General features: G+C 68.1%; 12 protein-coding genes. All 12 read right to left on the reverse strand.

What is annotated here, in order from left to right:
* Position 1: 1 nt before the first annotated feature.
* From ACODS2_RS11280 to ACODS2_RS11335, 12 genes are read right to left on the reverse strand one after another with little or no spacing between them, the layout of a single operon-like run.
* Positions 2–2,227: a hypothetical protein gene (locus ACODS2_RS11280; protein ID WP_488998884.1), complete on the reverse strand. Its 2,226-nt coding sequence runs from the start codon at positions 2,225–2,227 to the stop codon at positions 2–4.
* Between the two features lie 8 nt (positions 2,228–2,235).
* Positions 2,236–4,572, reverse strand: a complete 2,337-nt coding sequence (locus ACODS2_RS11285; protein WP_488998885.1) for a baseplate J/gp47 family protein — start codon at positions 4,570–4,572, stop codon at positions 2,236–2,238.
* Positions 4,572–7,019 (reverse strand): baseplate J/gp47 family protein, encoded by a 2,448-nt coding sequence (locus ACODS2_RS11290; protein ID WP_488998886.1) that lies wholly within the window; start codon positions 7,017–7,019, stop codon positions 4,572–4,574. The genes ACODS2_RS11285 and ACODS2_RS11290 overlap by 1 nt, the downstream gene beginning before the upstream one ends.
* Positions 7,016–7,396 carry a GPW/gp25 family protein gene (locus tag ACODS2_RS11295; protein WP_298173987.1) on the reverse strand — a complete coding sequence of 127 codons (381 nt, stop codon included), beginning with the start codon at positions 7,394–7,396 and terminating at the stop codon, positions 7,016–7,018. Before ACODS2_RS11295 ends, ACODS2_RS11290 begins: the two co-directional genes overlap by 4 nt.
* Before the next feature lie 13 nt (positions 7,397–7,409).
* A complete protein-coding gene (locus tag ACODS2_RS11300) occupies positions 7,410–7,751 on the reverse strand; it encodes a hypothetical protein (protein WP_488998887.1) in 342 nt (113 codons plus the stop codon).
* 12 nt (positions 7,752–7,763) lie between these two features.
* A complete protein-coding gene (locus ACODS2_RS11305; protein ID WP_488998888.1) occupies positions 7,764–8,327 on the reverse strand; it encodes a phage baseplate assembly protein V in 564 nt (187 codons plus the stop codon).
* A 3-nt stretch (positions 8,328–8,330) separates the two neighbouring features.
* Positions 8,331–9,395 (reverse strand): contractile injection system protein, VgrG/Pvc8 family, encoded by a 1,065-nt coding sequence (locus tag ACODS2_RS11310; RefSeq protein WP_488998889.1) that lies wholly within the window; start codon positions 9,393–9,395, stop codon positions 8,331–8,333.
* A 13-nt stretch (positions 9,396–9,408) separates the two neighbouring features.
* A complete protein-coding gene (locus ACODS2_RS11315) occupies positions 9,409–9,687 on the reverse strand; it encodes a hypothetical protein (RefSeq protein WP_488998890.1) in 279 nt (92 codons plus the stop codon).
* Between the two features lie 17 nt (positions 9,688–9,704).
* Positions 9,705–10,496, reverse strand: coding sequence for a hypothetical protein (locus tag ACODS2_RS11320; RefSeq protein ID WP_488998891.1), 792 nt, complete (start codon positions 10,494–10,496; stop codon positions 9,705–9,707).
* A 4-nt stretch (positions 10,497–10,500) separates the two neighbouring features.
* Positions 10,501–17,259 carry an eCIS core domain-containing protein gene (locus ACODS2_RS11325; protein WP_488998892.1) on the reverse strand — a complete coding sequence of 2,253 codons (6,759 nt, stop codon included), beginning with the start codon at positions 17,257–17,259 and terminating at the stop codon, positions 10,501–10,503.
* Positions 17,256–19,142, reverse strand: coding sequence for an ATP-binding protein (locus ACODS2_RS11330; RefSeq protein ID WP_488998893.1), 1,887 nt, complete (start codon positions 19,140–19,142; stop codon positions 17,256–17,258). Before ACODS2_RS11330 ends, ACODS2_RS11325 begins: the two co-directional genes overlap by 4 nt.
* Positions 19,139–20,434: a Pvc16 family protein gene (locus ACODS2_RS11335; RefSeq protein WP_488998894.1), complete on the reverse strand. Its 1,296-nt coding sequence runs from the start codon at positions 20,432–20,434 to the stop codon at positions 19,139–19,141. The genes ACODS2_RS11330 and ACODS2_RS11335 overlap by 4 nt, the downstream gene beginning before the upstream one ends.
* Between the last annotated feature and the right edge of the window lies 1 nt (position 20,435).

The following is a 20,435-nucleotide window of genomic DNA, read 5'->3' on the forward strand; positions in this document are numbered from 1 at the left end:
CTCAGTTCTCCACGATCACGGCCGGCAACCGGCCAAAGGGCATGTATTCGTCGATCTTGGCGCGCAGGCCGTCGAGCCGGACGGGGCGGCGCTCGCCCGCCCAGGCGCCGATCTCGCACTGCTCCTCCGATCCGCGCTGGATCTGCGCCGGCGCATTGGGCGAAAGCTCCGCGTAGGCGGGATTGCCGAACCGGCGCGAGGCGAACAGGCGCTGCAGATCGGCCACTTCGTGCGATTCATACGGGTGCGGCACGCGCGAGCCCGGCCCCCGCGCGGAAAAGCGGAAGCAGCCGGATTGGAGATCGGTGACATCGGCGCGGGCGGCGATCAGGACATTGGTGGCATCGAGCTTTTCGACATCGAGCGCGAGGGCATTGATCGCCGCGCCGATCACAGTGCAGTTCGTCATGGTCACCGCCGTGCGCGGGGCTACAATTCCGGTGGCGCCGGTCTGGCCGGCATCGATGATGCAATTGCGCAGGATCAGCCGGTCGAGCGAGGCACCCGCGCCGCTGAGGACAATGCCGGGGAGAATGCAGTTCTCGATGACGAGTTCATCGAGGGTGCCTGCCACGATGAGGCCGCAAGGCGGGATCGCGCCCCCGCCGCCGTCGATACCGCCGGGATCAAGCGTGCAGAACCGTAGCGAGACCCTGCCGTAGGAACCCTCGAGCCGCAGCTGGCCCGAAAGCGCGCCGATCCACAGCCCGTCGATCACCAGCGCGCGGTTGTTGCCCGCCGCGCCGAGCCTCCAGTCGGCGGCGAGGCGCACATAGGGCCTCTCCTGCTCGCGCGCGCGGATCGTGAGGTCGGTGATGGCGGGCTGATTGGGCGGATTGTCGAAGGTCGTGCTGTCGGACAGTTCGAGCACCCCGCTGGTCGGCACTCCGGCGGCGGTTGCACGCTGGGCCCAGAGCGCGGTCGCCGCAGTCCGCGCGGTGCGCCGGGCGAAGGCACCCGCACCGATCGGCGCGCTCATGCCGGTGGTATAGCGCGCGCGCAGGTCCGTGGGCGGCGCGGCGCCGGGATCGAACAGCATGCGCCCGCGTGCCGGATCGAACAGCAGATCGATCCCGGCGGGTGTGTTGCGGTTCCAGTCGCTGAGGTCAGCCGCGCGCATGGCCGCGCGCGGGACGGGCGCGGCGCCCTTTAGGCCGAGCGACACGGCATCCTTGAGGACCACTGCACCGCTGTCATCCGTCAGCGTAAGCGCAAGGATCTGCGCGAAGACGCCTGCGCCGGTCAGTACTGTGCCTTGCGGCAATCCGGCGAGAACGCGCTGCAGCGCCGCGCGCGCGGCAAAGCGCTGTCCCGCGATCTGTCCGAGGCTTTTGGCACAGGCGCGGCGGGTGGCCTGGCTGGCGATCAGGGCGGTGCTGCGGACCCACCCGATGACGGCATCGCCGATTTCGAAGGTTTCCTCGTTGTAGAGGCGGCAATCGATCACGCGGGGGAGCTCGCCTTCGGCTGCGGTGCGCCAGGCGCTCCAGTCCGTTCGCGCCAGCCCCCGGGCGAACAACGGCACATCGCGTCCGCTGGGGTCAAAGCTGTAGCCATCACGGGTGCCGGCGAGGTTCTTGACGAGCCGGGGTGTGACATTGCGGAATTCGACGAGCGTCAGCCGGTGCAGGTGAAAGCCCAGAACGGGGATGCCGCGCAGGCCAAGCCGATCGTGCGGACGGCGCATTTCCGGGGTGTGGTGGAATTCATCGAAGGCACCGCCGGTGAGCAGCGCGCCGCGCACCGAGCGCAGATCGGCAAGGCCGCCTTCGGGCGTGCCTGTCACCCGGCCGGGCGCTGCGGGACCATCAAGGCCATGCCGATTGCGGGCAAGGCGGCGGAATTCCTCGACCAGCTTGGCATCCCACCCGGCGATATCGTCGCAGAGCTGCTCCAGCACCGCGAGGGTGCCCTTGCGGCGGCGGTAGTAGATCGTCTTGGCGACATCGCTGCGCCGCCCGCGCGGATTGAGTGCGGAGACCAGCCGGGCGGCGACCAGCTCGGCGATGTAGGGCACCGCCCAGTCGTCTGCGAGTTCGACGAACATGTCGTCCCACAAGCGGTCCTGGCTGCGCTTCATCACCGCCGCCTGGCTGGCGAAGGCCCGCAGCAGCGCGCGCAGGGCCGAACCGCCTTCGGTCTCGTCCGCCTCGCGGATCGCGGGGGGCACCCAGTCCCACAGCCGCTCGGTGTAGTATTCGCGGTAGAAGTCGCGTGCAGTTCCCATGTCGAGCCCTATCCTGCCAGCCGGCCGTTGACGCGCACGCCGCCGCCCGCAAAATCGAAATAGGCCCCGGCGGCGGGCACGCGCGCGACATCGCCAAACGGGGTTCCATCGAAGCTCAGCGCGCGCAGCGCTGTGACGCCGGGAACTTCCATGATCGCCCTGATCACCACACTGGCGAACAGCGTGCTGTCCGGCCCGAGCTGCTCGGGCCGCAGCAGACCGCCAGTGCCGGGGAGGCCCGCCGGGGCGAACAGCGCCTTGCCGACCGCAGCGGCGACCGCATCGGCCACGTAGTCCGGCGAAACCGTGATATCGACGTCGAGCCGGGCGGATTGGGCGGCGGCACTGATCACGGTGATCGGCGCATCGTCTTCCGCGAGCGCACGCAGAGCCGCGCGGATCGGCGTGGCAAGCTGCGGATCGCCGATGTAGCGCACCACGGCGGCCGGGCGTTGGCCGGTCTTGTCCCACGCCCACACCGCGCGGGCAGAGCGCACGCCCGATGTCTGCGCCGCAGCCGCCGCGATATCGACGAGCGAGATCGCACGCCCGAGGAGGAGCGCCGAGGCCGGGCCGCGCGTGCGGATCTCACCAGCGGCTTCGGCATCGGCGCCGCCGAACGCGGGCAGGACGTTGCGCACCGAGCGCAGCTTGGCGATCGGCCGGGCGAGTTGCTTCACCGAATCCGCCGGCGGCACCGCCGATCCGGCGCCGAAGCGATAATCGGCAACGACTTGCGCGCCCGTCGGCAAACGCATCGCGCCGCCGAAGTCGATATCGGTCTCGCCATCCGCATCGTGCCGCACGACGTAGACCTGCGCGTCGGCAGGCTGGCCGTAGAAGCTACTGGCCTCGCGCCACGCCACCCCGCCGACATGGATGACCAAAGTGCTGACCCGCCCGGCGGCGTTCGCGGCGGCAAGGTAAGTCAGCGGCTTCTTCCTGAGCCGGAAGCTCTGGAGCGGCAGGGCGGCGTTGCCTGTGCCGATCACCTCGCCGTGAACGCTCTCGCCCCGCGTGGCGAGGAAGGTATTGCCATAGAGCGTCACCGGCTGGACGAGCTGCTGCGGCCAGACCGGCGTATCGGACAGGGTGGCCGAGCGCGAGGCCGCATCGAGCGTGCCGCTGGTGACCACAGCCTCGCCGTGCGTATCTTCGAGCGCGAGGTGCGTGACCGCCATGCGCGGCGGATCGACGAGACCCGGCATGTGGAGCGGATCGCCGCTGGCGAGCGTATCCTTGAGCGGCGCATGGAGCGTGGCGGCATCGGCCATCGCATAGTGGACCACCAGCCCCGGCAGATCGGCTTCCGCATAGGGGAGGGCGCTGTCGAGAGTGATCGTCGTCGTACCGGCCATGACGGCGGGGCTCACGAGCTTGCTGACCTTGTTGTCGCTGTCGGTCAGTGTGCTCGTCAATCCGGCAAGCACGGTGAACTGCGCCTCGCTGGCGCTGATCACACGGCGGGCGGTGAGGACGCCCCCGGCCTCGAACGCAACGATATCGCCGGCCTGGATCGGCACGCGCGCCTCAAGCGCCAGCGTCGCGCCCGCAAGCACCGCCGGATCGCCCGAAACTGCAGCGTGCTTCCACACCCCGCAGCGGGCGCCGCCGCGCAGCAGCCGGGTGTTGGCAAATGTCGCGCCAGAGGGCGGCGTGACTGCGGCGGCGAATTCCACGAAGGTGACCGCGCGGCGGATGCGCAGGGCCATCGCGGCGGTCTGGGCAATGCGGGTGGCAACCAGTCCGCCCGGCGCCGCGATGACCACCAGCGTGCCGCTGCCCGCGCGCAGCGAGCTTGCCACGACGGGCAGGCCGGTGAGCGGTGAGGGCAGGGCGTTTGCGGGCACGCGGTCGACTGCGAGCCGGTTGATGCGCGGTTCGACCGTTTCGGATTGCTGCGCTTCGAACACTTGCGGCGGGCTGCCTGCAAATGCGCCCGAGCGGAATGCCGTGCCTTGCGGAATGGTGACGGGGCGCACGCCATCTGCCTGCGCCGAGAGCCAGACCGATGCGCCCAGACCGGGGCGGGGCTTGTAGCCGAGCAGGCCGATCAGCGCCCGCACCTGCGCCGGATCGCTGGCTGTGCCGAGATAGGCGGCATTGCAGGTCTGCATGTCGTAGAAGCTGGTGACGTCGCCCATGTAGGCGAACATTTCGGTGAGCATGACGCCGAAATCGGCGCGGTCACGCGCGCGCCATGCATCGAGCAGCGGTTCGCGGCCGATCGCGCCGAGCAGCGACGTCCGCCAATCCGCGAAGGTCCCGATGGCGCGCGGGATCGCCGGCAGGCCTGCCGCAATGCCCAAGCCGTTGCAATCGTGGGTGTCACAGGTGCAGGCCATCAGGCGCCCCCTTCCATGATCAGCCGCACCGCGCCGCGTTCGGGCAGTGCGCGGCTGTTGGTCACACGCACGAGCTCGCTCAGCCCCACAGGCAACGCGAGTTCGTCAAAGCTGCGCCATTCGAAATAGCCGGGGCGGCGCACGCGCATCGCTTCAACCCCGCGGACGCCGGGAACGCCTTGCAGCGCATCTATCAGCGCCGCGCGCGAGAGCGGCATGCCGAAGGTGAAGTTGTCCGGATCGAAGAAGCCGCCGCCCTGACCCGTCGTGCCGAACAGTGCGGCGAGCGCCGCTTCCTCGACCTCGCCGCGATAGGCATTGGCCGCAACGCAGAGCCGGATTTCGAGATCGAAATCGGCGTAACGCGGTTCCATCAGCTTGACCTCGCGCCCTGCCTGCCGGGCGCGGTTGAGCAGGAGCATGAGATTTTTGCGCAAACCTGCTGAAACGATGGTGGTTTCGTGCGGATCGGGCGTCACGAAGATCGTCGGCCAGCTGCCGGTCCAGCGGCTTGTCGCGCCTGCTTTCTGGACGGCGAGGTCGCGCTCGGCGATGCGCGCATAGTCGTCCGGCTGGACCGCGCGGTGGGTGATCGCGCGGAACGCCTGCGGGGCGTTGGTGCGGATGGCCTGCGCGGTTTCGGGATCGCGCCCGCCAGTGCCGGCCAGCGGATTGTTGACCGAGAGGACGCCGGCAACCGCGATGGGCAGCACGGTCAGCGTATCGGGCGCGACATTGCCCCGGCTGCCGTTGCCGAGGCGGTAGCGGACGGTGAAGCGGCTTCCCGCTGCCGGAGCCATGCCGAATTCGCCATCACCGAAGCGCAGGGTCGTGCCTTCGCCGGTGGCATAGTCGATCAGTTCGGTGACCTTGCCGAAGCGTTCGAAACCGACGACGCGGCGGTAGAGCCCGTCTTCGAGCGTGAACAGCGGGTCGTCGGGCTCCGCCGTGGTTTCGCCGACCAGGCTGGGCCGCCATTCCCACTCCGCCTTCTCGTCTTCGCACAGCACTTGCACTTCAGGCCGGAGGGCGCCGGACTTGTCCGCATGCCACACCAGCGGCGTCTCGTCCGATCCGGCCAGCGAAAACAAGGTCTTGACCCGCGCCGCCAGATCGGCGGCACTGCCCGGATCGGGATAGCAGACGGTGCTGTCAGGCCCGACCCGCTCGACCGCCATCGGCAGGCGGGCGTCGGGATCGGCTGGATCATCGGGCGGGCCGATGCGGAAGCGTGTCTCGTGGTAGGCACCCGCGGTGGCGGGCAGGATATTGGCGCGCAGCACCAGCGTTTCGAGATCGAGATCGAACGGCGCGGGCGCTTCGAGCTCGAGCCGGGTGATCGGCGCAGCGGTCAGCGGATCAACTTCGTCGCGCGCGTCCTTCAGCCGCACCACCAGCCGGCGCTCAGGGATGTCGGGTGAGGGCGGGCGCGTCAGCAGCAGCACCCAGCGACCTTTTGGATCGATGGCGTTATCGGGCTGCAGCTCGGTCTCGTGCGCGCCCGTGATCGTCAGTTCGGTCGTGCCGGCGAGGAGGCAGGTGTCGTTCTCGTCCCAGACATAGGCGGGGATTTCGTTGCGCGCGGGATCGATCGCGAACTTCGCGGGGGCCTTGGGCGGCAATGCAATCGGGCGATCCGCGAGCCCCCGGCCGATCTCGAACACCAGCTGGCGCTGCGCATCGGTGATCGCGGTGCCCGCATCGACAAAGCCTGCGGCCGAGGCCTGAACGTCGATCCACGCAAACGCGCCCGCTCCGTCGTCGAGCGGATAGTCGACCAGCCGGGCGAGGTGGCGCAGCGAACGGCGCTGGCTGGCCTGATCGAGCCGTCCTTCGCGATTGAGCCGGTCGTTGGCATAGGCGAACTCGTCGCCCAACGCAGCCGTCAGTTCGAGCACCATCATGCCGATGTCGGCTTCGAGGCGGTCCTGCCACTCGGGGTAGCGCTGCGCGGCAAAGTCGGTCAGGGCGCGGCGGATGCTCCAGAAATCGCGCGCGCGGTAGTCGACCGGGAAATCGATGCGCTCGTCCGGTGGGCAGGGGCGCGGCTCCGTTTCGCAATCGAGATCGCTGTCGCAGGCGGCCTTGAAGCTGAAGCGGACGTTGTTGAAGTAAGGGTCGATGACCGGACTATCGATGCGCAGGCGGTAGTCGCCGAACCCGCCGGGCATGGCGGTGAGGAATTGCAGCACGGCGCGGCCATCGACCGGCGGCGGCAGCGGGGAGACGCTCTGGAGCACCGGCACGCGCGCCGGATCGACGGCGCCGATCGCCTCGATGTGAATGTCGTCCACCGGCAGCGCGGCCAGTTGCGCGGCCACTGCGGCAGGCAGTACATCATGCTGAAGGAACACCGTCAGCACGGTCTGCGAGGGTGAAACCGCGATGAAATCGATGCCCGTCAGCGTGGTCGAGGCACGCAGGAGATCGGCGCGGTCGATGCTCATGGCGTCACCCGCAAGTTGAGATAGCGGCGCTGGCCGAGCACTTTCACGCCGTAGCCGATGCGCACCAGGAGCGCGGCATCATCGGCGCGGACGGTGACTTCGGTGACGGTGATCACATCGCCCAGCCACTTTGTCAGCGCCTGGTAGATCGTGGCCTGCGCCAGCGTTGCCGCCACTTCGCCGCCCGGCGCAAAGACCATGCGCTTCACTCCGCAGCCGAAATCGGGGCGGTTGATCCGCTCGCCCGGCGCGGTGAGCAGCACCTGCATGACGAGCTGTTCGACATGCGCATCGAAGCTCTGCTCCTGCGCGAGCCGCCCGCGCGCGGGATCGACTGCCAGCGGATAATGCAGACTGGTGAACGGCGGTTCGGCCATCAGGCGTCCCTTCTCATGATCCGCTCGCGCGTGGCTGGACGGCGACAACCGAAACCGGCCCCTGCGGCACCTGATCGCCGGCAAGGCAGAGGCCGACGCAGTCTTGCGCAAGGGTTGGCTGGCCGCCGACGGTGGTGCGGAGGTTGACCGTGATCCACTGCACCGTGAGGCACGGATGCGGCACGGTGCCCACGCCGACCGGGATCTGGAACGGGCAGCCGGCAATCGTGAACACGTCGCTCGCCAGCGCCAGCGGCGCCCCGGCCTTGGCGCGGGTGTTGGCGGATGCGACCGCGACAGAGCCGCCGTGCGGGCATTGCAGCGTCGAGGCGGTGGTGAGGAGGGGCTGTGCCATGCGCTGGTGCCCTCACATCACACTGAACGCGCCGGAATTGACCGACACGCCGCTATCGCTGACCTCGACCTTGCCGACACTTCCCGCCGACTGCGAGACGACGCCTTCCGCACCCACGCTGTGGGTGGCCTGGCCCGCTTCGGTCACGACCTTGTCGTTCCAGGTCGTGCTCGCCTCGGTATTGTTCTTGAGCACGACTTCGCCGGAGCTGTCGTCGATGGTGAGGCTGACGGACTCTGTGACGATCAGCTTGATATCGGGCGAGGTGGCGGCTTGCGGCAGTTGGTCCTTCGACCAGTAACAGCCAGTCCAGATCGGGCGGGAAACCTTGCCGCCTTCAAATTCGACCCAGACCCCGGCCCCCACCGGCGGAATGAAATACATGCCGACACCCGGCCCCGCATAAGGCACGCAGGGCATCGCCCAGACGCTGGCATCCCCCAGCACGGCAGGGCAGGACACCTGCATACGCCCGCAGTTTTCCGGGTCCTGATTGTCGATCACGATGCCGGCATACTTGCCCCAGACGTGGTCGTTGTGGGCCTGCTGGAACGCGATGAAGGGATCGGTCAGCATGGGTCAGTTCCAGCCGTTGCGCACCAGCGTCACCGTCATCAGGTGATCGTTGGCATCGATGGAATGGGCAACGCGGGCGACGAGGTATTTGCCTGAATGCCGTTTGCCGGCACCGTGCAACTCGGCGACGGTGTGGGCCCGCACGACCTGTTTGAGCCGCCGTTCGCGCACCGCCAGCGTGGCAGTCACGAACCAGCCTTCCTCGATCAGCGCGGCTTCGCTGCGGGCGATGAGATCGCCGGCATCGTCCACCGGATGGGTCAGCCGGGCGCGGCGCGGGCTGGTGACGATATCCGCAAGCGCCTTTGCCGCCATCGGCGCGAGTGGCGAGCGATCGACGCTGCCGTCCATGTCGGCGGCGGCGAAGATATCGCGGCCCGCAGCATCGGTGGCGACGACGCGCTCGGCATCCCACTCGATCACGGCATCGTCGATGTTGCGCTCGCTGCCCGCCAGGTTGAACACCACCGCCGGGGCCTGATCGACCGGCGGGCGGACGACATTGGCAGATGCGAGCGTGGTCTTCGGATCGTAGGTGATCCAGAACCAGCAGCCGTTGCGGCGGGCGAGGCGGCGCAGCAGGTGCAGATCGGATTCGCGCTGGACGAGCGCGTTCTTGGTCTCGTCGTGTACCACGCTGGTCGGGAGCACGATCCGGTCCGGCGCGATGCCGGCCTTGCCCAGCAGTTCCAGGATCGCGCCGTCATCGGTGGTTGAAGGCCAGACCTTGACGGTCACCTCGCGCGCCATCGCGATGGTGGCATCGCCGCCGACGACATCGAGCGTCGACCCATCGCCGCCGGTAACAACCGAGAGGCGCTGGCGGGTCACCGGGCCGCGCACAAGGATCGCGGTGGTGCCGCCATCGACGACGCGCACGGCAAGCTCGGCCTCCGGCCCCAGCCGGTCCTCGCTGACGAACTGCAGATCGCCGTCTTCAATCGCGATGTCGTAGGACAGGACGAATGTCGTGCTCGCGCCGACTGCTTCCACGACTTCGACCCGATCCGGCTGGACGAAGCCGGGATCGCTGGTGCCGCCGGGCAGTACTTCGCATCCGAGTGCCACGCGCGCATCACTCCTACCGCTTGACCGGAATCTTGACTTCGCGAAGCTCGCTCAGGGCCTCGGCCGTCATCGTGTCGTTGATCTCGCCAAGCCGCCAGAAGCCGGCCGGGTCGCTCAGGTAGAGCGCGGCGAGATGATCGGGCCGCTCGCCCTGCCGTCTGAGGTGCCGCCCGCGCAGCGCCTGCGCGGCGGGCGGGGCGGGGGGCACGGCTTCGACCGTGCGGCCGCGCGCATCGGTGGTGAGCACCATGGGCAGATCGGCATAGCGGCTCTTGGGATCAAACAGGGACATGATCGCGCTCCGGCCTGTTAGAGTGGCAACATGCCGACGATGGATTCGACGGCATTGGCGAGGTTCGCGGTGGCGAGGACTTCCTTCTGGCCACGCGTGAACTTGTAGCAGGCGACTGCCAGCGCGGCGGCGGCGCCGGTTGCCGGATCGCCGGTGACCTGCACCAGATCGTCCTCGGTCAGCACCTGCACGCCGATCGTCGCTTTCGCGCGGATCGGGTAGAGCGTCGGCGAGAACGCCTGCTCGTCGATCGAGAGCGACTTGATCCGCACCGGTACGATGCGTCCGGGCCCCCAGAAGAACAGCACGATCGGCGCGTCACGGCGTTCGAGCGCGGGCTCGAGACTGGCACCGCCGCCCACTTCCATCCCGCCCGCGCCGATCGAGACGCTGACCGAGCCGAGCAGATTGCCGAGCAGGCTGTCGCCGGGCGGGTACATCAGCATCTCGATCGCCGCGAGCCGGTCCGCGACCCCCGCCAGCAAGGCCACGGGATGGCTCTCGGGCGTCTCCAGCGCGTCGGTCGCATCGACCTCAAGGACCAGCGAAAAGGTCTCCTGCGGGTCGTAGGGCTGCGAAAGCGCGATCTGGCTGTCGCGGTAGGCCTTGACCTCGGCTTCGTTGGTGAGAACGCCGTCCTTGCGCTCTTCGTAGACGCGCTTGGCCGGGGGCTGCCACGGGGTGAGCGAGCGTGTCAGCGTTTCGGGATTGTACTGGAACATGATGATGTTGGGCAGCGGCACCAGCATCGGTGCGCCGAAGTAGATCAGGGCTCCCTTGAGCAGCAGCGGGCCGTTCGGATAGGTCATCGCATCACCGCCTTTCGAAGCCGAATGCGGCGGATTCGAACGCTGCGACTTGGGCTTTCTTGACCTCTTTCAGGACATCCGAGCTGACGGACTCTGGCTTGTAGGCCGGCGGCACGGTGGAGCCGGTCTTCTTGCCCGAGGCATTCACCAGCGAGTTGTAGTAATCGATCTCGTGCTTATCGAGCGCGGTCTTGAGCTTGGTGTTCATGTGATCCTGCATCCAGGTGTAGGACTTGCACGCGGCAGTGAAGATCGCGGTGCTGAGCTCGGCATCGGTCACCGGCTTGCCCTTGACCCTGGGCAGATCACCCTTGGCGAAGGTCTTGCCCGCGCGCTGGGCGGCGAGGGCCTGCAGGCCCTTCTTGTCGGCAACGGCTGCGGCATGATCGCCGAGGAAGGTGCGGAACTTCCCGTGAATCGCCGCGCCCTGCGATGGTCCTGCGTTCGGCAGGTCGTCGGGCTCCACCGAAACGTGGACGTTGCCGAGCGTGTGGGCGTGCACGGAAAGCAGGATCGTGGGCATGTTCGGCCCGCGGTCGCCGCTGTCGTTCGCGGCCACCCGGATCCCGTCGGTCGCCCCCGGCGCATTGCCGATGGTCGCGACCCGTCCGTCCGAGGCAGCCTTTATGTTGGGATAGAGCCCGAGCGAATGCGGGAAAGGCTGATGCCGGTCCTTGGTGTTCACCAGATATTCGATGAGCAGATACTGCACGGTGTGGTGCGAGGCCCGATCGGTGCCCTTCTGCTGGTCCGGATTGTCCTTCTGGCCATACGTGCCGAGCCGCAGCCCGATCTGGCCATAGTCCTTGCCGCCGTGAACCGTGCGCTTGCCGGGCTTGGTATCGGTGTATTCGGCCCATGTTGGCACGGCATCGCCCGGCAGATCGCGCGTCGGCGGCGGATTGACATAGGCTTCGGCGAGCGTCTTGGCCTTGTTGCCAAGCGTCAGCGCCTTGCCTTTCTTGCCGCTCGTGGTGGTGAAGATACCCGGCCCCGGCTGCAGGCCCTGCAATGCCAGCCGCGTCTTGGCCTGATAGATCGCCCGCTTCGCACCAGCCTTGGGGAAAGTAACGTCGATCACGTCATCCCACAGCTTGGCAGTGCCGCCGATCATCGGCAGGTGGAGGTAGGTGACCGCAAAGGTCTTGAACGGATCGTCGAGCGTGATCGTGTCGCGCTTCCTGCCGTCGGGCCCGGGCTGCTTGCTGGTGTTGAACTCGATATCGACCGAGACGCCGGTGACGCCGAAGAAGAACTCTTCGAGCAGGGTTTCGAGCCGGCCGACGTTGAGGATCGGCGCGGTTTCGGTCTTGGCCTTCGTCGTGCCCGCGTCGGACTTGATCTTCACGTCCTGCAAGGCGCCGCCGAGCAGGTGGGGAATGCCATCGGCGACATCCTGCTTCCGGTTCGTCAGGATATACTCGCGGATCGCATCGGCGGCGGCGTCAAACGGATCCTTGAAGGTGATGCGCGATCCGGCCGAGCCCTTGGGGCCGAGCGCTTCGGTCAGCTTTTCGGACAATGTCGCGCGCAGCCCCGGCGCGGCCTTGTTAACGTCGGCAGCGCGCGGGGGCGTCTTCTTCAGCGTGGCCGCGTTTTCCTCCAGCGAGGTGGAATCGCCCAGCTTCAGGAAGAACTTCTCGGCAATATCGGTGAGGCTTGGGGCGATGCCCGCGCCGTGGCTGACCGGGCGCGGCGCCGGGGCCGGATCGCGCGACGCCTGCGCAAGGCGATCGGCCTGGCGTTCGGCCCCGCGATCGATGCGCCAGCGCGCCGGGCCGGAGTCGGCACTGCCGGAGACCGGCTGTGCCGAATGGCGCGTGCCGAGCGGGCGCGGCCCGGTCTGCTGCAGCACGTGCGCTAGCTCGTGATGGAGCACATCGCGCCCGCCGCCGCCACCGGTCGTCACTGCGCTGTCGAGATAGACATGGCTGCCGCTGGTCGCCGCGCGCGCCCCCGATGCCCTGAGGCTGCTATCGACCGCGCCGCCCTGATGCACCCGCACATGCGCGAAATCGTGGCCATAGCCGCGCTGCGCCGCCGCGCGATCGCCCGAGCCCAGCGCCGCGCCGCGGCCGGCGGGAAGCTGCGGCGGCGCCGGCGGCATGGCCGCCCCGTCCGCAAGCTTGGGCGCAACGTCGCCGGTCACGAACGATGTCGCCAGATCGGGCACCGTCAGCTTGGGGATCGACTTCAGGAACGGCACGCGGATCAGCAGGGCGTGCCATTCGTCGGTGATTTCCTGCCCGGCGAGCTTGAGATAGGGATCGAGCGAGGCCTTGACGTAGTCGCGCCAGAGAATGTTGGGATCGATGCTGGCCTTGCGCATCTCGTCGGCAACGGTCTTGAACAGTTCGTCATAGACCTTGCGCATCGGCGTCGCGTTGACGACGCTGCGAACGAGCTGGATCGGCTTGCGGTACTTGAGCGGCAGGTGGTCGATGACGAAATTGAGGACCATCTCGATGATCGCCTCTAGCGGCACCAGTTCGCTCGGCAGCTCGAAGTTCGCCAGCCCCTCGATGATGCCGTCGAAGCGCTGGTAGACCGCCTTGAATTCCTCCAGCGCATCGGCGGCCTTGTCGATGCCGAATTCCTTCAGCGAGACGCCTTCGAGCCGGTAGAGGTTGCGCGCGATCACGCGCATGATGAGCGCGGCCCAGGGTGAGCCCTGAATGCCCAGCTCCACCTTGTGCATCGCAAAGCTGGTGTACTGGTGCATCGTCTCGGCCCCGTGGACGAGCTTGCTCCCGCCGCCGAGGAGGCCTGCGACGACCCGCTTGATCGAGCTGTCCTTGGCCTCGTCGCCCGAATTGGCCTTGCCCTTGAGCACGCCCATCCGGCCGGCGAGGGCCATCGCCCCCTCGATCGCGGCAAAGGTCGGCGGTGTCGGGTCGCCCAGCACCAGCCAGCCCCAGAGCACTTCGCGCGAGAGGTCCTGGCTGATCTGGCCGGCCAGCTTCTCGAACAGCGGGCCGACATCGCCGTTGAGGACCGACTTGATCATCGCGTATTCGCCGCTGCCCCAGAATTGCAGGATCGATCCGGTGATCTCGGCGGCGGCAAGGGCTTCGGAAACGCCCGGTACTTCGGCAAATGCGATCTGGATGGCCAGCGTCAGCATGCTGGCGCCCTCGGTCAGGACTTCGCCGAGGATCTCTAGATTGCGCAGGGTGATATGCAGATCGAGCGCGTAGCCGAGTTCGGACAGCAGCTGCGTATCGTCGGACCAGATCTCCTTCTGCTCGGTCTTGCCAGTGCGGTTGTCGGTGCGCATGATCGTCACCAGATGCACGCGCGGGTCGCCGGGTTTGTTGGCCTTGCCGTTGATAATGAGGTTGCGCGTGCCGATCGCCTCGCGCTCCCATTCGACGACCGAGGGCACCCCCAGCATTTCCGGTTCGTAAGTAAAGGTCTCGTGCACCGTGATCAGCTGGTAGACCGCGTTGCCGGCATCGAAGGATTCGCCGGCCCCGTCGGGCGAACCATCGGAGCCTTTGAGCACGAAGCCGCGACCGGCGATGCGCAGAACGTTCTCGCTCTTGAGCCCCTGGACGACGACGGAATCGGCCTGATGCTCCTTGACCGTCGCAGCGAATTCGCCCGCCAGCGTGCGCAGGATGCGGACGCGGCGGTCGAGGTCCTCGGCCGGGAAAGTCAATTCCAGCTTTGCGAGGAGCTGCGCGTTGGCGGGGTTGCCGGCGAAGGCGGCGGCACCATCGATATGGCGATGGAGCGGCAAGATGATGTCGAACCGGTCGGTGCCCGCGATGCGGATGCTTTCGCCGATCACGGTCGAGGAGCCGAGTTTGCGCGTGAGCACCGGCGCGAGTTCGAGCATCAGCGCGGTCATCTGCAGCTTCTGTTCGGCACTGGTCGAAGGCTGGACGTTGCCGGCGAAGATCTGCGTCAGCTCCAGCGCGCGGCGCGGAGCGTCGAAGAAGGCGTTCGGGTCCTTGAGCAGGGATTTTTGCACTCGCTCCCATTGCGCGGCGATCAGCGGCCCGACGTAGCGGCGCTCGATATTGGTCGCCCGGCGCAGCGGCCCGGCAAGCGAGGCCAGATCGCTGCGCATCTGGCTGAGGACGGCGGCATTCGCGCCGGCGCGGTCGGATGTCAGCCTGGCGAGCGTGATCAGCCACAATCTGGGGCCACCCTCGAAGCTGTCTGGCCAGCCGAGCACAGTTCCCTTGTCGGTGACCAGATCGGGCACGCCGGGCAAATTGGCGAGGGTCTCGGCCAGATCGCCAAGTCCGCCGATGACCCATCCCGTGTACCCATCGAGATGGGCTTCATAGAGAAGCGGCGCGACATAGAGTTCGTCGGGTTTGAGTGTGCTGGTCAATGCCTCGACCACCGGATGGTCGCGTTCGGGCGCCTTCCCCTGTTTGCGCACCAGCAGTTCGGGCACGCGCTTGCGGTCCTCGCCGGGCCGCACGAAGAGGATCGTCGATTCCTTGGGCACCCGATAGCGGGCCGGGACCTTGAAGAGATCTTCCGTCGCGCCCAGCGCGATATTGACGACAGGCGTGTGGCGGATCGAACCATCGGGCAGCACCGTGTTGACGCCCGCCTGATCCTTCAGCGCCGCCTGCAGCTGGGTGAGCAGGGTGCCGTAGTAGGCCGAGTAGACAAGCTCGATCATCGCCGCGCCGGACACCGGGAAGCCCTTGATCTCGCCGGGCGGGAAGTCCTTCGCGAATTCCGCCAGCGTGGCCGGCACGGGCTGGAAAGGCTCCAGCAGCGCGACATAGCTGCGCGTCACGCCCGCCTGTTCGGCCAGATAATCGGCAAAGATCGCCTTGGTGAGGCGATCATACCCGAACAGGCTGGCCGTATCGAAAAACAGCTCCAGCATGCGGCGATAGCCGAGCGCCGCCTCATCCTGCTGGCGGATCCGCGCGGTCTCGTCTGCGGCCGTTTCGGGCGCTTTTGCTGCCTGCAGCAAGCGGCTTTCCAGCCGGTAGAGGCTGAGCAGCAGGATGCCGTAGACCATGTCGTCGGTGACCGCTGCAGCCACATCGCGGGCCGGATCGGCGCTCTTGGGATCAATCGCGGGTAGCTCGCGCAGGTCGAGCGACTTTTCGCGCGCAGCGAAAGCGCTGTCGATGGCGAAGGTCACCTGCGCGACGGCGGCGGCGGCAGCCTTGCGGTTGCGCGCGAGCGTCGTGCCCGAGGGCAGGCCGCCGTTTTCGAGCCGGGCCGCAATTCCCAGCGCTGCGATCAGCCCGGGTTCGACTTTCGCGAGCCCCTTGATCGACCCGACGCGCGCGCGGATCGCCTTGCGCAGGGCGTCCGCCATGATCACCTGTTCCTTGGCGGCTCCGGGCTGCGGGGTGTCCGAAGCGGCAGTCGCGGCCTCGATCCGCCGCCATGCCTCGGCCGAGCGCGCAGCAATCGGCGCGATGCGCGCCCCGGCATCGGCGGCGATGGCGATGACTTCGGGCTCGACTTTCGCATTGCGGGCAAGGTTGGCGAGGCCCTGCTTGTCCGCATAGATTTCCATGACCCGGCGCTTGAGCTTGAACCGTTCGAGCGGATCCTTTGAGCCCTTGAGCAGCGTTTCGATGGCGCCGAACGTCTGGAGACGCACGGTATCGAACGCCGCGAGCGCCCGGAGCGCGACAGCGGTGCGCTCGTGCGGCATGAGCGGGTTGTAGAGCAGTGCCTCGGCGATGGCGGCACCGATTGTCTCGTCGAACTTGCCGGCGGGATCGAGGTTCTGGCCGACACGGCCGAGCCCGTAAAAATCGTTTCGCGCCACCGCGACGACAGCGGCGGGGTAGTATTTCTTCGCCACGGGGTGCCTGGTCAGCTCGGCGATGACCCACGAAGCATTGGCCGGGCGCGTCGCTTCGTAAAAAGACCAACTGCCGAACGCGGTGACTGTGGGGGGCTTGTCGCCAGCCATGGCGGCGGCATCGGCATTGGCGCCGAGCGCCTTGAAGCAATCGTGGTAAAACGCGCCGAAGGCGGCTCGGTCGGCAAGCTTTGCGCGCTCGCGCAGGGCGGCGAGGGCCGCATCGCTGTCCTGCCCATCGATGGCCGCGCGGATTGCGGCGATCTCTTCCTTCATCGCGGCATCGGGTTCGGTCGCGAGATGGCGGTCGAGCACGGCGATGGCGCTGGCCGTGCCGGTCGCCGCGCTCAGCAGTTCGAGCTTGGCAAAGCGGGTGCCGATATCGATCCCGCCGGCCAGCTTGGCCGCCTTGCTGCGCACTTCGTCGTTGAGCGCCTCGTCCGCCGCGTTGGCAGGCCCCGGCGCGCACTGGACCGGCCCGCTGCCGAAGAGAGGCTGTGCCGCCAGCAGACCGCGCGCGTTGCGCCGCCCGGTCTGCTGCAGCACGTGGGTGATCTCGTGGCCGATCAGCGCGCGTCCGGCAGGGGCGCCCGGATCGAAGCGGCCGGGTGCGAAGTAGATCGCCGTTCCGCTGGCAAAGGCGCTGGCACCAAGCGCGGAAACCGCTGACCCGGCGGCGACATCGCGGTGAATGCGCACGGCCCGCAGGTCCGCTGCAAAGGCGGCCTCCAGCGAGCCGAGCAAGGCGGGATCAAGCGGCGCGCCGACGCTTCCGGGCGCGGTGAAACCGGCAGCCGGAGCCGCTGAGAGCCCTCGCGAAAGGCCGCCTTCGCCGCGCGCATAGCCCGCACCGCGCTGGTCGGCCTGCCGCTCGTGCGCAGTACGATGGCGCAGCGCGAAGGCTGGTCGTGGCGGCGCGCCGTGGCCGCCGGTGCGGCGCGGGGAGCGGGCAGGCGCGGTCATCCCGGCTCACCCAGCGCCGCGGCAAGATCGCGGTCCGAGAGGCTGACCCCTTCCTTGCCGAGTTCGCGCGCCAGCATCTCGCCGAGCAGGCGCGCCGTGGGCGGCGAGCCTGTGCGCCGCGCGCTGAAGGCCGCCGAAAGCGCGGCGTTCTTGATCAGCGCCCCGCTCGCCTCGATCTCGGCCACGCGGGCAAGTTGCGGATCGAGCTTGCGGGCCTGCGCACGCGGAAACAGCGCGGCAATCGCCTTACGCCAGATTTCCGCACGCGCTGGCGCATCCGGCGCGTGGAAATCGACGATGTGGCGGATGCGGCGCAGGAAGGCGCTGTCGATGTTGGCCTTGAGGTTGGTCGCCAGAATGACGATGCCGGGATAGGCCTCCAGCGCGGTCATCAGCACGCTGCTGTCGTAATTGGCGAAGCGATCGTTGGCGTTGTGCACGTCCTCGACTCGCTTGGCATAGAGCGCGTCGGCCTCGTCGAAGAACAGCACTGAACGCTGCGCAGCGCGCGAGCCGAGGAGCTGCTGGAGGTGCTGCGCGGTCTCGCCCACCCATTTGCTGACGACCGCAGAGAGATCGACCGCGAGCAGATCGAGCCCGAGATCGGCGGCAATCACGTTGGCGGCCATTGTCTTGCCGGTGCCGGGAGGCCCCGCAAACAGGGCCACGAGGCCGCGGCCATAGGGAAACAGCCGCGCCGCTGCCGGTTCGGCCCAGAGCCGCAGCCGTTCGCGCGCTTCGAAGGTCACTTCCTCGAGCCGGGCGCGGGTCGCATCGCGCAGCACGAGATCGTCCCAGCTGAAGGCGGCATAAATGCGCCGCGTCAGCGGGCCGCATTCCCCGCGCAGATGGTCGCGCAGGGCGAGGCTGGCGGCGGCGGCGCTGACCGGGCGAGTGGCGGCCACGCCGGCGATTTGCCCGATCGAGGCATCGTGGCACAGCGCCAGATCGGCGAGCTTTCCCACCGGCCACTTCGCGCTTTGCGGCAGCAGCATCCGCCACAGCCTTTCGCGCTCGGCCGGGCCGGGTGCAGCTGGAACCACATCGCGGTCATCGAAATCCGGATCGGCGGGGAGCGGCGAGCCGCCGCCATGAACGATCTGCACCGGATAACAGGCAACGCCGGAGGGCGCGGCGAGGTCCGCATCGGTGGCGGCGAAGAACGGGACGCAGCCATCAAGGAAGGCCTGCCGGTGCAGGCGCACGGCGGCTTCGTCTGCTGCGGCAAGAGCGCCGGCATCGACGGCAAGCACCGGCAAACCGATCCGCCGGCCGAGCGCGGCGGCAAACCAGCGCGCGGCCAGCCGGTCTTCGGTGACGAGGCGGATGCGCGTGCGCCGCCCCGCGTTAAGGCCCGCGCGCAGGTTGCTCGCGATGGTATCGAGCGGCCACTCGGCAAGTTCCGGCCCGAGGGGAAGGATCTGCGCCCGCCCGGCGAGCGCCCGGTCGAGCTCATGATCGCCGCCGAGCCACGCGAGAATGGCAGGGTCCAGCGAAAGCGCCGCACCGCCATCGACCAGCGCATGTTCCTGCACCAGCCGCCACAGCAGCAAGGGCGACCCGCTTGGCAGGCGCGGCCTCAGCGCGTGGCCGAACAGGCTGCTGACGAGGAGGACGGTGACGTGCCCCGACGATGCCTCGCGCGCCACCAGCGCGGCCCGAAGCGCGGGGTCGTAGGCGGCGGTCCAGAGCACGGCGAGGATATCGCGTTCCAGCGCATCGAGCACGAAGAGGTCTGCCAGCCGGTTCAGCCGTCCCTCGGGCAGCGGCGGCGGGACAGACGCCCCATCGAGCGCGGCAAGCACCCGGTCCTGCTCATGAAGGCGCTCGCCCACGGGATCGACCGCGTTTGCTTCAGCATCGCCGACTGGCTGGACCGTCATGGCACGGTCTCCCACCAGGGGCCGGATTCGGCCGAACGGACGATGAGCCGGATCGGCAGGACGCTGCCCGGCACGGCGCTGGCGGGAAAGCGAAAGCGCAGGGTCGTCGTCGCGGCGGCGGGCGAGGAGGGCGTGTGGAACTGCCCGGGCCCTGGCGGTGAAGTCGCGCTGCGGGTCAGCCGTTCGGCGCCGGCAAAGACCATGAGGTCGCCATCTGCCAGCAGGTGCGGCTGGAACCGGTCGACCTTGATCGTCCGCACTGTGCCGTCCGTCACGGACAGGATGGCGGGTGCGATCGCGAAGCCGATCTGGTTCGAGACCGCATCGAAATCGCGCTGCGATCCATCGGGCAGGGTCTTGCGCGCCGTGGTGCGGACCATCGCGCCATAGATCCCCGGCAGCACCGCAGTGCCGCTCACGGTGGGCTGGACATCCACGCTCAGCACCGAACCATCGGTTGCCAGTTTCCACGCGGCATCGGCGACCACCGGATCGCTCCAGTCGCGGTGCGTGAGCAGCAGCGCCGTGCTGTCGCCCTTGAGATCAGCACCAGAAATCGCAAGCCGTCCGCCATAGGGCACCGACGCCGGCGACATGTCGATCCGCCGCGCCTCCGTCTCACCCGGGGGCGTGAATTCGAGCGTGTTGGTCACCGCATCGATGCGCGGTTCGCCGCGCACGAAGGTGTGGACGCCGACCATGAGCACGCGGCTGCTGCGGGTCGTGGTTTCCTCAGGCTCGAGCAGGGTGGCGGCGACTTCGTAGTAGGCGGCAAGGCGCACCGGACCCGTGCCCGCCTGCCAATACTGCGCAGCTTCGGTCGCTTCGGTTGGCCGCAGGGTGGCGCGCAGCATGTTGCGGTGGCCGCGCATACCGGTCGGCATCACCAGCACCGGGCCGCTTTTCCCGATAGCGATGGTCGTGTCGTCGATCTTCGCGGTGTCGCGCAGGGTCTTGAGCGCAAGACCCATCATCAGCTGGTCGGCGAGCGCCCTGAGGTTGGCATCGGCAATGTTGGAGCGCGGGGTGAGCACGTAGGACAGCGTCAGCCCCATCGGCTTCAGCCGCAGCGGATTCTCGCCGCCGGCGGGCCAGTCCTGCGCTACCGTGTGGGCGGCCTCGCGCACATGATAGAGATAGAAGCTGAGCGCGTGTGCGCCGTTCACCGCATCGGGCGGACCGGCCGAGACATTGAGCGTGGCCGACCCGGGCCAGACGGGAAAGGCCGGCAGCCGCTCGCTGAGCAGCGTAGTGAAGCAGCGCGTGACGAGGCTGAGATCGAGCAGCGCCATG

The sequence above is a fragment of the Novosphingobium sp. FG137 genome (genome assembly GCF_057809735.1).

Coding starts and splice junctions, on each gene's coding strand:
- ACODS2_RS11300 (WP_488998887.1), bottom strand. CDS start 7,751: ATGGCACAGCCCCTCCTCACCACCGCCTCGACGCTGCAATGCCCGCAC.
- ACODS2_RS11320 (WP_488998891.1), bottom strand. CDS start 10,496: ATGACCTATCCGAACGGCCCGCTGCTGCTCAAGGGAGCCCTGATCTAC.
- ACODS2_RS11295 (WP_298173987.1), bottom strand. CDS start 7,396: ATGGCCGAACCGCCGTTCACCAGTCTGCATTATCCGCTGGCAGTCGAT.
- ACODS2_RS11305 (WP_488998888.1), bottom strand. CDS start 8,327: ATGCTGACCGATCCCTTCATCGCGTTCCAGCAGGCCCACAACGACCAC.
- ACODS2_RS11330 (WP_488998893.1), bottom strand. CDS start 19,142: ATGACGGTCCAGCCAGTCGGCGATGCTGAAGCAAACGCGGTCGATCCC.
- ACODS2_RS11280 (WP_488998884.1), bottom strand. CDS start 2,227: ATGGGAACTGCACGCGACTTCTACCGCGAATACTACACCGAGCGGCTG.
- ACODS2_RS11290 (WP_488998886.1), bottom strand. CDS start 7,019: ATGAGCATCGACCGCGCCGATCTCCTGCGTGCCTCGACCACGCTGACG.
- ACODS2_RS11315 (WP_488998890.1), bottom strand. CDS start 9,687: ATGTCCCTGTTTGATCCCAAGAGCCGCTATGCCGATCTGCCCATGGTG.
- ACODS2_RS11285 (WP_488998885.1), bottom strand. CDS start 4,572: ATGGCCTGCACCTGTGACACCCACGATTGCAACGGCTTGGGCATTGCG.
- ACODS2_RS11325 (WP_488998892.1), bottom strand. CDS start 17,259: ATGACCGCGCCTGCCCGCTCCCCGCGCCGCACCGGCGGCCACGGCGCG.
- ACODS2_RS11335 (WP_488998894.1), bottom strand. CDS start 20,434: ATGGCGCTGCTCGATCTCAGCCTCGTCACGCGCTGCTTCACTACGCTG.